This is a genomic window from Stenotrophomonas mori, assembly GCF_023556335.1.
GTDB classification, from domain to species: domain Bacteria; phylum Pseudomonadota; class Gammaproteobacteria; order Xanthomonadales; family Xanthomonadaceae; genus Stenotrophomonas; species Stenotrophomonas mori.
Genome location: NZ_JAIKTS010000001.1, coordinates 1,289,203 through 1,303,045, shown reverse-complemented (window position 1 = coordinate 1,303,045; position 13,843 = coordinate 1,289,203). Strand labels below are relative to the sequence as shown.

Annotated in this window: 12 protein-coding genes; 8 read left to right on the top strand and 4 right to left on the bottom strand. The window is 68.6% G+C overall.

The features are described 5' to 3' along the window. Positions 1-22: 22 nt before the first annotated feature. Together K5L01_RS05845 and K5L01_RS05840 are read right to left on the bottom strand one after the other, a co-directional pair. Complete coding sequence (locus K5L01_RS05845) at positions 23-688, bottom strand: exopolysaccharide biosynthesis protein (RefSeq protein WP_250062788.1); 666 nt, start codon at positions 686-688, stop codon at positions 23-25. Next, positions 672-1,988 (bottom strand): hemolysin family protein, encoded by a 1,317-nt coding sequence (locus K5L01_RS05840; RefSeq protein WP_336254080.1) that lies wholly within the window; start codon positions 1,986-1,988, stop codon positions 672-674. Before K5L01_RS05840 ends, K5L01_RS05845 begins: the two co-directional genes overlap by 17 nt. A gap of 286 nt (positions 1,989-2,274) precedes the next feature. On the opposite strand from K5L01_RS05840, the gene K5L01_RS05835 reads away from it, so the two are divergent. Both K5L01_RS05835 and K5L01_RS05830 read left to right on the top strand, forming a co-directional pair. Continuing rightward, on the top strand, positions 2,275-2,901 hold the full coding sequence (locus K5L01_RS05835; RefSeq protein ID WP_250062786.1) for a DUF47 domain-containing protein: 627 nt from the start codon (positions 2,275-2,277) through the stop codon (positions 2,899-2,901). 88 nt (positions 2,902-2,989) lie between these two features. Next, positions 2,990-4,111, top strand: coding sequence for an inorganic phosphate transporter (locus K5L01_RS05830; protein ID WP_250062784.1), 1,122 nt, complete (start codon positions 2,990-2,992; stop codon positions 4,109-4,111). Positions 4,112-4,212: 101 nt separating this feature from the next. Here K5L01_RS05830 and K5L01_RS05825 read toward each other — a convergent pair whose 3' ends face one another. Together K5L01_RS05825 and parE are read right to left on the bottom strand one after the other, a co-directional pair. Continuing rightward, positions 4,213-5,703: a S10 family peptidase gene (locus K5L01_RS05825; RefSeq protein ID WP_250062782.1), complete on the bottom strand. Its 1,491-nt coding sequence runs from the start codon at positions 5,701-5,703 to the stop codon at positions 4,213-4,215. A gap of 374 nt (positions 5,704-6,077) precedes the next feature. Then, positions 6,078-7,967, bottom strand: a complete 1,890-nt coding sequence (gene parE, locus K5L01_RS05820; RefSeq protein ID WP_250062780.1) for a DNA topoisomerase IV subunit B — start codon at positions 7,965-7,967, stop codon at positions 6,078-6,080. Positions 7,968-8,132: 165 nt separating this feature from the next. Here parE and K5L01_RS05815 point away from each other — a divergent pair, with 165 nt between their 5' ends. The 6 genes from K5L01_RS05815 to ispD all read left to right on the top strand — a co-directional run bounded on the left by K5L01_RS05815 (position 8,133) and on the right by ispD (position 13,801). After that, positions 8,133-8,384 (top strand): hypothetical protein, encoded by a 252-nt coding sequence (locus tag K5L01_RS05815; protein ID WP_250062756.1) that lies wholly within the window; start codon positions 8,133-8,135, stop codon positions 8,382-8,384. Between the two features lie 185 nt (positions 8,385-8,569). Then, the gene (pyrG, locus tag K5L01_RS05810; RefSeq protein ID WP_250062754.1) at positions 8,570-10,234 is read left to right on the top strand and encodes a CTP synthase; all 1,665 of its coding nucleotides are present in this window, start codon (positions 8,570-8,572) and stop codon (positions 10,232-10,234) included. Between the two features lie 227 nt (positions 10,235-10,461). Continuing rightward, the gene (gene kdsA / locus K5L01_RS05805) at positions 10,462-11,295 is read left to right on the top strand and encodes a 3-deoxy-8-phosphooctulonate synthase (protein WP_250062752.1); all 834 of its coding nucleotides are present in this window, start codon (positions 10,462-10,464) and stop codon (positions 11,293-11,295) included. A gap of 159 nt (positions 11,296-11,454) precedes the next feature. Beyond that, a complete protein-coding gene (gene eno, locus K5L01_RS05800) occupies positions 11,455-12,747 on the top strand; it encodes a phosphopyruvate hydratase (RefSeq protein ID WP_250062751.1) in 1,293 nt (430 codons plus the stop codon). A 5-nt stretch (positions 12,748-12,752) separates the two neighbouring features. After that, the gene (gene ftsB / locus K5L01_RS05795) at positions 12,753-13,106 is read left to right on the top strand and encodes a cell division protein FtsB (protein WP_250062750.1); all 354 of its coding nucleotides are present in this window, start codon (positions 12,753-12,755) and stop codon (positions 13,104-13,106) included. Then, positions 13,103-13,801, top strand: a complete 699-nt coding sequence (ispD, locus tag K5L01_RS05790; RefSeq protein WP_250062749.1) for a 2-C-methyl-D-erythritol 4-phosphate cytidylyltransferase — start codon at positions 13,103-13,105, stop codon at positions 13,799-13,801. Before ftsB ends, ispD begins: the two co-directional genes overlap by 4 nt. Positions 13,802-13,843: the final 42 nt, after the last annotated feature.

Genomic DNA, 13,843 nt, shown 5'->3' with positions numbered 1-13,843 from the left:
CTCCGCCGGGCATGGCCCGGCGCTACAGGCTGCCGCTCCAGCGCTGGAACAGGTCGACGGTGTGGCCGACCAGCTGCCCCGAGCCGACTCCGAAGAACAGCACGGCGGCGATGGCGGCAACCCAGTTGAACAGCATCAGCGCGCCGTCGCGTTCGATCAGCGCCAGGGCGAACAGCAGCAGCTGGAAGCCGAACAGGTAATTGGTGAAGGGGATCGGCAGCGACAGCAGGATGCCGACCAAGAGCAGCAGCAGGCCGGTGAAGGCGCGTGCCGGCAGTGGCGCCACCAGCAACTGCAGCCGGGGCTTGAGCATCCGGTCCAGGCGCCGCAGCGGCCGCTCGATGCGGCCCAGGAAGCGGTGCACGGTGCCGCGCTTCGGGCCGCGCCGGGCGATGAAGCCCGGCACCCAGGGGCGCGACAGGCCGGCCATCATCTGCAGGCCGATCAACAGCACCAGCGGCCCGCTGACGGCTCCGCCGATGCCGGGAATGGGGATGAACGAGGGCAGGATGGCGACGAACAGGAATACGCCGAACGCGCTTTCCTGCAGCCCCCGGAGGATCCCGCCCAGCGGCTGTTGTTCGCCCGGGTCACCCTGCTCGAACATCGCCAGCAGGGTACGGATGCCCTCGTTGCGGTAGGCGGGGGCCGCGCCGGGGACGTGCTCTCCGTCAGCCGGTGATGTCATCGGCGTCTTCTTCGGGCAGCCTGCGCAGCAGCAGCTTGTCGATGCGGGCGCCGTCCAGGTCGACGATCTCGATGCGCCAGCCGGCCCAGTCGAAATACTCGCCGGTGTGCGGAATGCGGCCGAAGAAGTGCATGCACATCCCGGCCAGGGTGTAGTAGTCGCCTTCCTCGGCGTCGGGCAGTTCCACGCCGCCCATCAATTCGCGCAGGTCGTCCACCGGCAGCGAACCGTCGATCAGCAGCGAGCCGTCCTCGCGGACCACCATCAGCGCATCCTCGTCGCTGTTCTCCGGTGCCTGCAGGCGGCCGACCACCGCGCCCATCAGGTCGCTGATCGTCACCAGGCCCTGGATCTCGCCGTACTCGTCGACCACCAGCGCCATCGACTGGTGCTCCTCGCGGAAGATCTCCAGCAGCTTCATCGCATGGGTGGACTCGGAGACGTAGAGCGTCTCGCGCAGGTTCTCGAACAGCGACCCGTCATCGCCCTCCAGGCGGCGGGTGACCAGCGACTTGACCTCGAGGATGCCGGCGATGTCCTGGTCGTTGCCGCGGTACACCGGGTAGCGCGAGAAGGCATGCTCGTGCATCGTTTCCAGGTTCTTCCCGGTGGCGGCGTTGGTGTCCAGCCAGGCGATGCGGTTGCGCGGCGTCATCAGGCTGTCGGCGGTGCGGTCGCCGAGGCGCATGACCCGGTTCATCATGTCGCGCTCGTGGATGTCGATCACCCCGGCTTCGTGGCTTTCGGCCACCAGCATGCGGATCTCCTCTTCGGTGACCGAGGCCGAATCGGTGTTGCCCAGGCCGAGCAGGCGCAGCACCAGCCGGGTGGTCCGCGAGAGCAGCCAGACGAAGGGGAAGGCCAGGGTGGCCAGCCAGCCCATCGGCACCGCGACCAGCCCGGCGATGTCCTCCGAGCGGGTCAGGGCCAGGCGCTTGGGCACCAGTTCGCCGAAGATCAGCGTGACGAAGGTGATCAGGGTCACCGCCAAGGCCTTGCCGAGCCAGTTGGCATAGGCGAAGCCGGGCATCAGCCCCTGGATCCAGGCGGCGATCGCCTCGCCCAGCGCTTCGCCGCCCAGGAAACCGGTCAGCACGCCGATCACGGTGATGCCGATCTGCACGGTGGACAGAAAGTTCTCGGGCTTCTCGGCCAGGGCCAGGGCGCGTTCGGCGCGGCTGCTCGACGCGGCCATCTGCTTGAGGCGGCTCTTGCGCGAGGTCATGACCGACATCTCGGACATGGCGAAGAAGCCGTTGAGCAGGATCAACGCGAAAACGATGAGGATCAGTTCAAACACGGGTCGCTCCCCGGGTCGGTGGCGGGGAGGGCGTGCGCTTGCGGCGGCAGCTCAGAGGCGTGCCCGGGCGCGGCGGCGGGGGATGAGGGTCGTCGTCCATAGGGTGCGCCAGCAAGGCGCCGGCGCATCTTAGCAAACTGCGGGCGGGGCCCGGCAAGCGCCCGTGCGGCGGCCGGTTCAGTGGCGCCGGCCGCGGCCGGCAGCGGCCAGGCATACCCGAGACGTCATCCAGCCGTCATAATCCGCCCCGGTGCCGTCCCTTCCGAGACGGCGAATAGGCGTTCCCATGTTTTCATTGCAGACCATTTTCGGCTCCGGCAAGCAGTTCTATACCTATCTCGACGAGGCTGCCCAGGCCGCCACCGACAGTGCCAAGGCGCTGCACGCGATGATGCGGGAAGCCGACCGGCAGCCGGCCCTGGATGCGTTCAAGCTGGCCCGTCTGCGTGAACGCGCCGCGTCGGACAAGATCAGCCAGGCACTGGTGGACAGCTTCATGACCCCGATCGAGCGCGAGGACATTGAGGCGCTGGGCTCGGCGCTGTACAAGATCCCCAAGCAGATCGAGAAGTTCGCCGACCGCTATTCGCTGGCGACCCAGCACCTGGCGCAGATCGATTTCGCCCCGCGCGCGGCGATGCTCGAGCAGGCCGCCGAGGTGGTGGTGGAGATGGTCAAGGACCTGCGGCACATGAACATCGACCGCATGACCGCGATGAACGAGAAGCTGCGCGCACTGGAGAACGAGGCCGACCGGCTGATGCTGGAGCTGTACCGGGAAATCTATTCCGGGCGCCTGGACAACCTGCAGATGTTCCTGCTCAAGGAGTTCTTCGAGATCCTGGAAAAGGCCATCGACCGCTGTCGCGAGGCGGGCGTGGTCGCCTACCAGATCGTGCTCAAGAACTCGTGATCGCCATGATGCGGATCCTCTGCGTTTCCGGCCCCCGGCGCCGCGGCCCGGCCGCCGGCCGTCCATCCCACTGCCGGGAGCTGCCGCGATGCTGACCCTGGTGCTCGTGGTAATCCTGGCGGCCCTGGTCTTCGAATTCATCAACGGCTTCCACGACACCGCCAACTCCATCGCCACCGTGGTGGCGACCAAGGTGCTCTCGCCCGGCTGGGCGGTGATGCTGGCGGCGGGCATGAACCTGCTCGGGGCACTGACCGGCACCGCGGTGGCGCTGACCATCGCCAACGGCCTGCTCAACACCGACGTGGTGGACGTCACCCCGCAGGTCATCCTGTGCGCGCTGCTGGGCGGCATCGTCTGGAACCTGATCACCTGGTGGAAGGGACTGCCGTCCTCGTCCTCGCACGCGCTCATCGGCGGCCTGTGCGGCGCCGGCCTGGCCGCCGCGCACAACGACTGGGACGCGCTGATCTGGTCCGAGCGGCTGGGCAGCTGGGCGCAGAACAAGGGCCTGCTGTGGAAGGTGTTCGTGCCGATGATCACCTCACCGATCGCCGGCTTCCTGCTCGGTATCGTGGTGATGTGCCTGCTGTGGGCGATCATCGCCGCCATGGCGCGTGCCGGCGGCGTGCTGCAGCGGCTGGCGCGCCCGCGCTGGGTCAACGCCTTCTTCGGCAAGGCGCAGATCGTGTCCGCGGCCTACATGGGCTTCGCCCACGGCCACAACGACGCGCAGAAGACCATGGGCATCATCGCCATGACCCTGATCGGCGCCGAAGCCACCGGCGCGCTGCAGGAACTGCCGGCGTGGCTGGGCTTCATGCACCCGGACGCGCATGCCGGCGACGGCATCGCGACCTGGATCGTGCTGACGTGCGCGGTGGTGATGGCCGCCGGTACCGCTTCGGGCGGCTGGAAGATCATCAAGACCCTGGGCCACAAGATGGTCAAGCTGCATCCGATCCACGGCTTCGCCGCGGAGACCAGCTCGGCCACCATCCTGACCCTGGCCGCGCACTTCGGCATGCCGGTGTCGACCACGCACAGCATCTCCACCGCGATCATGGGCGTGGGCTTCGCCAAGAACCCCAAGTCGCTGCGCATCGGCGTGATCGAGCGCATCGTCTGGGCCTGGATCCTCACCATCCCGGCCGCGGGGGGCTGCGCCTATTTCATCCTGCGGCTGTTCGAGGCCGTCGGCTGGAACTGAGCCGGGCGGCGCGCCGCCAGCGGAGGTGATACGGGCCCCGCCGGAAGCGATTCCGGCGGGGCTTTTCCATCCAGGGCCGGCGCCGCGGCGGCCGGCGCGCTTCAGTTGCGCTGGAACATCGCCTGCACGTCGCGGCGGAAGGCCGCCTGGCTGTCGGCGCGGCTGTAGAACATGTGGCCGCCCGGGTAGGAGCGCACCTGCACGCGCTGCGGATCGCTGCCCATGACCGGCATCTGGTCAACCGTCAGGATCGAGCCCATGAACGGGCAGGACAGGTCGTTCCAGCCATGCACGATCAGCACCTGCAGGTGCGGGTCGATGGCCACCGCCTGGCGCAGCTGGGTGACCGCGCCGGCGCGCAGGTCGCCGTTGCGGTCCCACAGGCGGTTCACCTCGTAGCTCAGGGCGTGGTAACGGGCGTCGACCTTCCAGCCGACCACGCGGGTGACGAAGTCGACCATCGCGGTGGTGGTCGGGGCGATGATGCTGTCCAGCAGCGGGTCGTTGGCGCGCTGCTCCGGATCGGTGGGGAAGGGGTCGAAGGCGGTGACGTTGGCGTCGTAGCGGCTGCCCAGCGTGCCCTTGTCGCGGAATACCTCGCGCAGGTAGGACTGGGTCTCCAGGCGGCCACCGGCACGGCGCACGAACTGCGGGTCCAGCCCGGTCAGCTCGGTCACCCGGCGCAGCATCGCCTCGGTCGCCTGCGGATCGCTGCGGCCCTTCATCAGCGCGGTGGCGTAGTCGCCACGGGTGTACTCGACCACCTCGCGCATCGCCGCATCGGTCAGCCGGCCCTGGCGTTCCAGGTGCGCCGCCGCGATCGAGGGCAGGGTCTGGATCCAGGCCATCGGCGAAACGTCGCTGTTGTCCTCCAGCGTCGGGCTCAGGTAGGGCGAGACCAGGATCAGCCCGTTCATCGCCACGCCCAGCCGGGTCTGCAGGTGGTGGGTGATGCGCGGGCCGCGGTAGCCGCCGTAGCTTTCCCCGGCCAGGTACTTGCGCGAGGTCATGCGCCGGTTCTTCAGCAGCCAGTCGTAGACGGCCCGCGAGAGGTACTCGATATCCGCGCCGGGCGTGAAGAAGTGCGCCTTCGCCTCCTCGTCGGGGAGGCGCGAGCGGCTGAAGCCGGTGCCTATCGGATCGATGAACACCAGGTCGGTGAAGTCCAGCCAGGTGCCGGGGTTGTCGCGCAGGGTGGCCGGTGCCGAGGCGCTGTCGCCCTCGCTGCCGAAGGCCACGACCTTCGGCCCCACCGCGCCGAGGTTCAGGTAGACCGAGGAGGCGCCGGGGCCGCCGTTGAGCGCGAAGGTGACCGGGCGGTCCTTGCCGGGCACCGTATAGGCGGTGAACACCACATCGCCGATGGCGGTGCCCCCGGCATCGCGCACCGGCAGCGAGCCGACGGTGGCGGTGTAGTCCAGGGTGCGGCCTTCCAGGCGCATGCTCTGGCGGACCGAGGCATCGGCCGGCAACGGCGCCGGCGTGGCGGGGGCGGCCCGGTCGCCGTCCGGCGACCCGGTGGCGGCCGCGGGGGCGGGCGAGGCGAACAGCAGGCCGGCGCCGAGCGCGGCCACATACAGCAGGTGTTTCATGCGGACAACCGTTGGATCAGGGGATTCCCGATCCTAGGGCGCCCGGGGGGCCGGCAAATGTGCCCAAAGCCATGCCGCGCCAGGCGGACCTGTCCGTTGCCGGGATGTCACTGCCGTCGCCACGGCAGGTGGCAATGCATCGCCGGGATCAGACTTCCAGCGACGCCAGATCGCCCTTGCGCTCCAGCCGCGCCAGGCGGGCCTGTCCGTTGCCGGAATGTCACTGCCGTCGCCACGGCAGGTGGCAATGAATCGCCAGGATCAGACTTCCAGCGACGCCAGATCGCCCTTGCGCTCCAGCCGCGCCAGGCGGGCCTGTCCGTTGCCGGAATGTCACTGCCGTCGCCACGGCAGGTGGCAATGAATCGCCGGGATCAGACTTCCAGCGACGCCAGGTCGCCCTTGCGCTCCAGCCAGCCCTTGCGATCCGGAGCCCGCTTCTTCGCCAGCAGCATGTCCATCAGCGACCGGGTCTGCTCGTCGTCGTCCACGGTCAGCTGCACCAGGCGGCGGGTGTCGGGGTGGATGGTGGATTCACGCAGCTGCTGCGGATTCATCTCGCCCAGACCCTTGAAGCGGGTGACGCTGAGCTGGCCGCGGATCTTCTCGCGCTCCACCTTTTCCAGCAGCGAGCGCCGCTCGTCTTCGTCCAGGGCATAGAACACCTGCTTGCCCACGTCCACGCGGAACAGCGGGGGCATCGCCACGAACACGTGGCCGGCGGCGACCAGGGCCGGAAAGTGCTTCAGGAACAGCGCGGCGAGCAGGGTGGCGATGTGCAGGCCGTCCGAGTCGGCGTCGGCCAGGATCACCACCTTGCCGTAGCGCAGCCCGGACAGGTCGTCCTTGCCCGGGTCGCAGCCGATGGCCACGGCCAGGTTGTGCACCTCCTCCGAGGCCAGCACGCTGCCGGAGGCCACTTCCCAGGTGTTGAGGATCTTGCCGCGCAGCGGCAGGATCGCCTGGAAGTCCTTGTCGCGGGCCTGCTTGGCGCTGCCGCCGGCGGAGTCGCCCTCCACCAGGAACAGTTCCGTGCGCGAGAGGTCCTGGCTGATGCAGTCGGCCAGCTTGCCGGGCAGCGCCGGCCCCTGGGTGACCTTCTTGCGGGTGACCAGCTTCTCGGTCTTCAGGCGCGCGCTGGCGCGCTCGATGGCCAGCTGGGCGATCCGCTCTCCCACCTCAACGTTCTGGTTGAGCACCAGGCTGAAAGCGTCGTGCGCCGCGCCCTCGACGAACCCGGCGGCCTGGCGCGAGGAAAGGCGTTCCTTGGTCTGGCCGCTGAACTGCGGGTCGGTCATCTTCAGTGACAGCACGAACGACACCCGGTCCCAGACATCCTCGGGCGCCAGCTTGACGCCGCGCGGCAGCAGGTTGCGGAAGTCGCAGAATTCGCGGAGCGCTTCGGTCAGGCCGGTGCGCAGGCCGTTGACGTGGGTGCCGTGCTGGGCGGTGGGGATCAGGTTGACGTAGCTTTCCTGCACCAGTTCGCCTTCGGGCAGCCAGGCCACGGCCCAGTCGACGATTTCCGTTTCCTTCTTCTGGCTGCCGGTGAACAGCTCGGCCGGCAGCATCTCGCGCTCGCCCAGTTCGGCCTTGAGGTAATCGCGCAGGCCATCCTCGTAGTGCCAGGTATCCACCTCGCCGCTGGCCTCGTCGGTCAGCTTGACGGTCAGGCCCGGGCACAGCACGGCCTTGGCGCGCAGCAGGTGGCGCAGTGCGCGCAGGTTGAACTTCGGCGTGTCAAAATAGGTGGGGTCCGGCCAGAAGCGCAGCCGGGTGCCGGTGTTCCGGCGGCCGACCGTACCGACCACTTCCAGCGGGCTGGCGCGGTTGCCGTCGCGGAAGGTGATGCGGTGCTCGCTGCCCTCGCGCTTGATGTGGATCTCCACCAGCGTGGACAGGGCATTGACCACCGACACGCCGACACCGTGCAGGCCGCCGGAGAAGGTGTAGTTGCGGTTGCTGAACTTGCCGCCGGCGTGCAGCCGGGTGAGGATCAGCTCCACGCCCGGGACCTGCTCTTCGGGGTGGATGTCCACCGGCATGCCGCGGCCATCGTCGGAGACCTCGCAGCTGCCGTCCCTGTACAGGGTCACCTCGACGCTGCGGGCATGGCCGGCCAGGGCCTCGTCCACCGAGTTGTCGATGACTTCCTGCGCCAGGTGGTTGGGGCGCGAGGTATCGGTATACATGCCCGGGCGGCGCTTGACCGGGTCCAGGCCGGAGAGTACTTCGATGTCGGCGGCGTTGTAGCGGGCGTTCATGTATCTCGATAAAGCGCGGTGCGACGGGCAAGTTTGCGGTCTGGCGGCGAAATTTGCACGCCGCATGTTCAGTGCGCGGAGGGGCGGCCGACGGTATCCTAGGGCGCGTCGTGGACGTACCTTGCCGTTCCCTCACGACCGGCAGAAACCGCGGAGGTTTTGAACATGAAATCGTCGAAATTGCTGATTCTGGCCCTGGTGGGCGCCGCCCTGGCGGTGCCGCTGGCGATGGCGCAGAGCGCCGCAGAAAAGGACCGGGCGGCGGCCGCCGCCCAGGCGGCCCCGGACCGGGCGTTGAGCGAGGCCGAGCAGAAGGCCAAGCGCCGCGCCGCCGCCGCCGCGCAGGAAAAGGCCAATGGCGCGCAGCCCGCGCCGCGCGAGGAGGAAGAGGAAGAAGAGGCGCGCAAGCGCCGCTGATCTCCGGCTTTCCGCCGTTCCATGGACGCCCCGGCGCTGGCCGGGGCGTCTTTTTTTGCCGTCCGTGGACCGCAGCCGCTCGTGGCAGGCCCGGCGCCGTGCGATTCCGCCGGCCGGGCGGCACGCCGCGCTTGGGTGTTCGCGCGACAACCTTTAAACTAGGGCTTTCCGGGAGGCAGTGAGCCATGACCCCCCTTATTTTCGTTACCGGCGGCGTGGTGTCCTCGCTTGGCAAGGGCATTGCCGCCGCGTCGCTGGCCTCCATCCTGGAGGCGCGTGGCCTGAAGGTCACGATGATGAAGCTGGATCCGTACATCAACGTCGATCCGGGCACCATGAGTCCCTTCCAGCACGGCGAGGTCTATGTCACCGACGACGGTGCCGAGACCGACCTGGACCTGGGCCACTACGAGCGCTTCGTCAACACCCGCCTGAGCCGCAAGAACTCGGTGACCACCGGGCGCATCTACGAGAACGTGATCCGCAAGGAGCGCCGCGGCGACTACCTGGGCGCGACCGTGCAGGTGATTCCGCACATCACCGACGAGATCCGCCGCTGCATCGATGAGGCCACCGAGGGCTTCGATGTGGCGCTGGTGGAGATCGGCGGCACCGTCGGCGACATCGAGTCGCTGCCGTTCCTGGAGGCGATCCGTCAGGTCCGTACCGAGCGCGGGCCAGAGAAGGCGCTGTTCATGCACCTGACACTGGTGCCCTTCATCGGCGCGGCCGGCGAACTGAAGACCAAGCCGACCCAGCACTCGGTCAAGGAGCTGCGCTCGATCGGCATCCAGCCGGACGTGCTGCTGTGCCGTTCCGACCAGGCGATCCCGGATTCGGAGCGTCGCAAGATCTCCCTGTTCACCAACGTGTCCGAGCGCGCGGTGATCAGCGTGCCCGACGTGGACGTGCTGTACCGGGTGCAGATGGGCCTGCACGCGCAGGGCCTGGACGACATCGTGGTCAACCAGCTCCGGCTGGCCGACAAGGCCGGCCCGGCCGACCTGTCCGAATGGGAGTCGGTGCTGGATGCGGCGCTCAATCCGCTGGACGAGGTGACCATCGCGGTGGTCGGCAAGTACGTGGACCACCAGGACGCCTACAAGTCGGTCGGCGAGGCGCTCAAGCACGGCGGCCTGCGCCAGCGCACCCGGGTCAACCTGCGCTGGCTGGAGGCGCAGGAGCTGGAGACCTCGGACCTGTCGGCACTGGACGGAGTCGATGGAATCCTGGTGCCCGGCGGTTTCGGCGACCGGGGCTTCGAGGGCAAGGTGCTGAGTTCGCGCTATGCCCGCGAGCACAAGCTGCCGTATTTCGGCATCTGCTACGGCATGCAGGCGGCGGTGGTGGACTACGCCCGCCATGTCGCCGGGCTGGAAGGCGCCAACAGCACCGAGAACGACCGCCAGACCCCCAATCCGGTGATCGGCCTGATCACCGAGTGGCGCACCGCCAGCGGCGAGATCGAGAAGCGCGACGAGAAGTCGGACCTGGGCGGCACCATGCGCCTGGGCCTGCAGGAGCAGCGCCTCAAGCCGGGCACGCTGGCCCGTGAGCTGTACGGCAAGGAAGTGGTGGCCGAGCGCCACCGCCACCGGTACGAATTCAACAACCGCTACCGCACCCAGCTGGAAGACGCCGGCCTGGTGTTCTCCGGCAAGTCGATGGACGACACGCTGGTGGAGGTGGTGGAGCTGCCGCGCGCGGTGCATCCGTGGTTCCTGGCCTGCCAGGCGCATCCGGAATTCCTGTCCACGCCGCGCGGCGGGCATCCGCTGTTCATCGGCTTCATCCGTGCCGCGCGCGAGAAGAAGGCCGGGGGAGCGCTGCTGAAGGAAGTGCGGGCCTGATGGCACGCCTTCTCCCGGGCGGGAGAAGGCGGAAGGTCTCCGCGGGCCTGGGGCCCGCGACTGCCCGGACGTCGGGTGCGCGAAGCGGGGAGGCGGTGGACGGCAGGCGGCGGGTACCGCGCCGTGATTGCCCGGGCGCCGCCGCCCCGGACCCTCATCCCAACCCTCTTTCCCCCCGGCCCCTGCGGCCGCCGGCGGGCGAGGGGATCAAAGCAAGAGGTGGTTGAATGAAGCTCTGTGGATTTGACGTAGGCCTGGACCAGCCGTTGTTCCTGATCGCCGGCCCGTGCGTGATCGAGTCGATGCAGCTGCAGCTGGATACCGCGGGAACATTGAAGGAGATCGCCGGCAGGCTGGGCATCAATTTCATCTTCAAGTCCAGCTTCGACAAGGCCAACCGCACGTCCGGCACCAGCTTCCGCGGCCCCGGCCTGGAAGAGGGCTTGAAGGTGCTGGCCGAGGTGAAGAAGCAGATCGGCGTGCCGGTGCTGACCGACGTGCATGAATACACGCCGATGGACGAGGTCGCCTCGGTCGTGGACGTGCTGCAGACCCCGGCCTTCCTGGTGCGCCAGACCGACTTCATCAAGAAGGTCTGTTCGGCCGGCAAGCCGGTGAACATCAAGAAGGGACAGTTCCTGTCGCCCTGGGACATGAAGCCGGTGGTGGAGAAGGCCCGCTCGACCGGCAACGACGCCATCATGGTCTGCGAGCGCGGCGCCAGCTTCGGGTACAACAACCTGGTCAGCGACATGCGCTCGCTGGCGGTGATGCGCGACACCGGCTGCCCGGTGGTCTTCGATGCCACCCATTCGGTGCAGCTGCCCGGCGGGCAGGGCAGCAGTTCCGGCGGCCAGCGCGAGTTCGTGCCGGTGCTGGCGCGCGCGGCGGTGGCGGCCGGCGTGGCCGGGCTGTTCGCCGAGACCCATCCCGATCCGTCCAAGGCGCTGTCCGACGGTCCCAATGCTTGGCCGCTGGGCAGGATGGAGGCGCTGCTGGAGACCCTGCTCGAGCTCGATGCGGTCACCAAGAAACACGGTTTCCCCGAAGCCACCGTTTGACCCGACACTGGCCCGCATCGCGCGGGCCAGTCTCGTTGCGGCGCCTGCGGCGCAGGCGCGGACGGCGGCGCGCCGCGACGGTCGCCGCTTCGTTTAAACTGCGGGCCGGTTTTGTTTCCCCATCGTCCAGACCCATCCAAGAGTACCCATCTGCAGACCATGACCACTATCGCCAAGATCCATGCCCGTGAAATCCTCGACAGCCGTGGCAATCCCACGCTGGAAGCCGAAGTCACCCTGGCCGACGGCTCGTTCGGTCGTGCCGCGGTGCCCTCGGGTGCCTCCACCGGCACCAAGGAAGCGGTGGAGCTGCGCGATGGCGACAAGACCCGGTACCTCGGCAAGGGCGTGCGTGATGCGGTGGCCAACGTCAACGGCGCCATCGCCAAGGCGCTGGCGGACTTCGATGCCGCCGACCAGGAGGGCCTGGACCGCCGCCTGTTCGACCTGGACGGCACCGAGAACAAGGGCCGCCTGGGCGCCAATGCGCTGCTGGGCGTGTCGATGGCCGCCGCGCATGCCGCCGCGGCCGCGAAGAAGCAGGCGTTGTGGCAGTACCTGGCCGGCAAGACCGGCGCGACGCCGTCGCTGCCGGTGCCGATGATGAACATCATCAACGGCGGTGCGCATGCCGACAACAACGTCGATTTCCAGGAGTTCATGGTGCTGCCGGTCGGCTTCGGCTCGTTCAGCGAGTCGCTGCGCGCCGGCACCGAGATCTTCCACGCGCTCAAGGCGGTGCTGAAGAGCCACGGCCTGAGCACCGCGGTCGGCGACGAGGGCGGCTTCGCGCCGGACTTCCGCAGCAACGTCGAAGCGCTGGACACCATCCTGGAAGCCATCGGCAAGGCCGGCTACACCGCCGGCGAGGACGTGCTGCTGGGCCTGGACGTGGCCTCCAGCGAGTTCTACGAGAACGGCAAGTACAACCTGGTCGGCGAGAACAAGCGCCTGACCTCCGAGCAGTTCGTCGACTTCCTGGCCGACTGGACCGCGCAGTATCCGATCATCACCATCGAGGACGGCCTGGCCGAGAACGACTGGGCCGGCTGGAAGCTGCTGACCGACCGTATCGGCGGCAAGGTGCAGCTGGTCGGCGACGACCTGTTCGTGACCAACCCGAAGATCTTCGCCGAAGGCATCGAGTCGGGCACCGCCAATGCGATCCTGATCAAGGTCAACCAGATCGGTACCCTGACCGAGACCCTGGAAGCCATCGCGATGGCCGACAAGGCGGGCTATGCGGCGGTCGTCTCGCACCGTTCGGGTGAAACCGAGGACACCACCATCGCCGACATCGCCGTGGCCACCACCGCCACCCAGATCAAGACCGGCTCGCTGTGCCGCAGCGACCGGGTGGCCAAGTACAACCAGTTGCTGCGCATCGAGGAAGCCCTCGGCGGCGACGCACGCTATGCCGGGCGCGATGCGTTCGTCTCGCTCAAGCGCTGACGGCGATGCGTGACTGGCGCTGGCTGCTGCTGGTGCTCGCGGTACTGCTGGCGCTGCTGCAGTACCGCTTCTGGTTCGGCCCGGGAAATTCGGGTGAAGTGATGATGCTCGAAGCCCAGGTCGCCAACCAGGAACGCGACAACGAGGGGCTGCAGCAGCGCAATGCTGCGCTGGCGGCCGAGGTCAAGGACCTGAAGGACGGCGAGGCCGCCATCGAAGAACGCGCGCGCAGCGAGCTGGGCATGATCAAGCCCGGCGAAAAGTTCTACCGCGTGGTGGAAAACGCGCCGGTGGCCGCCCCGGCGGCGGTCGCACCGGCCGCTGCCGGCGATTCCCCCGCCGCGGAGGCGGTGCCATGACTACCCGGGTGTGGGCGGTGGTGCCGGCGGCGGGTCGCGGTACCCGGTTCGGTGGGCCGGTGCCCAAGCAGTACCTGCTGGCTGCCGGCGAGCCCCTGCTGGCGCATACGCTGGAGGCGCTGCTGTCGCACCCCGGCGTGGCGGGGGTGATGGTGGTCATCGCCGAGAACGATGCCGACTGGCCCGGCTGGAACGCCCTTGCCGGCAAGCCGGTGGTGACCTGCAGCGGCGGCGACACCCGTGCGGCGTCGGTGCTGGCCGGCCTGCAGGCGCTGCCCGAGAGCGTGCGCGCCGACGACTTCGTGCTGGTGCACGATGCCGCGCGGCCGAACCTCCCGCCCGGCGACCTGGCGCGCCTGCTGGAGGTGGGACGGGCCGACCCGGTCGGCGCGATCTTGGCCGCACCGGTGCGCGACACGCTCAAGCGCGCCGGCGACGATGGCGGCATCGACCGCACCGAGCCGCGCGAACGGCTGTGGCGGGCCCTGACCCCGCAGCTGTTCCGGCGCCACCAGTTGACCCGCGCGCTGCTGGATGCCGCCGCGGCCGGGGTCGCGGTGACCGACGAGGCCATGGCGATGGAGCGGCAGGGCGCGCGGCCGTTGCTGGTGGAAGGCGACGAGCGCAATTTCAAGGTCACCACGCCCGCGGACCTGGCCCGTTTCGAATTCGAGCTGTCGCGGCGTGATGGCTGAATCCCTTCCGGCGACCGCAGGCCGGGTTTCTACCTGACGTAT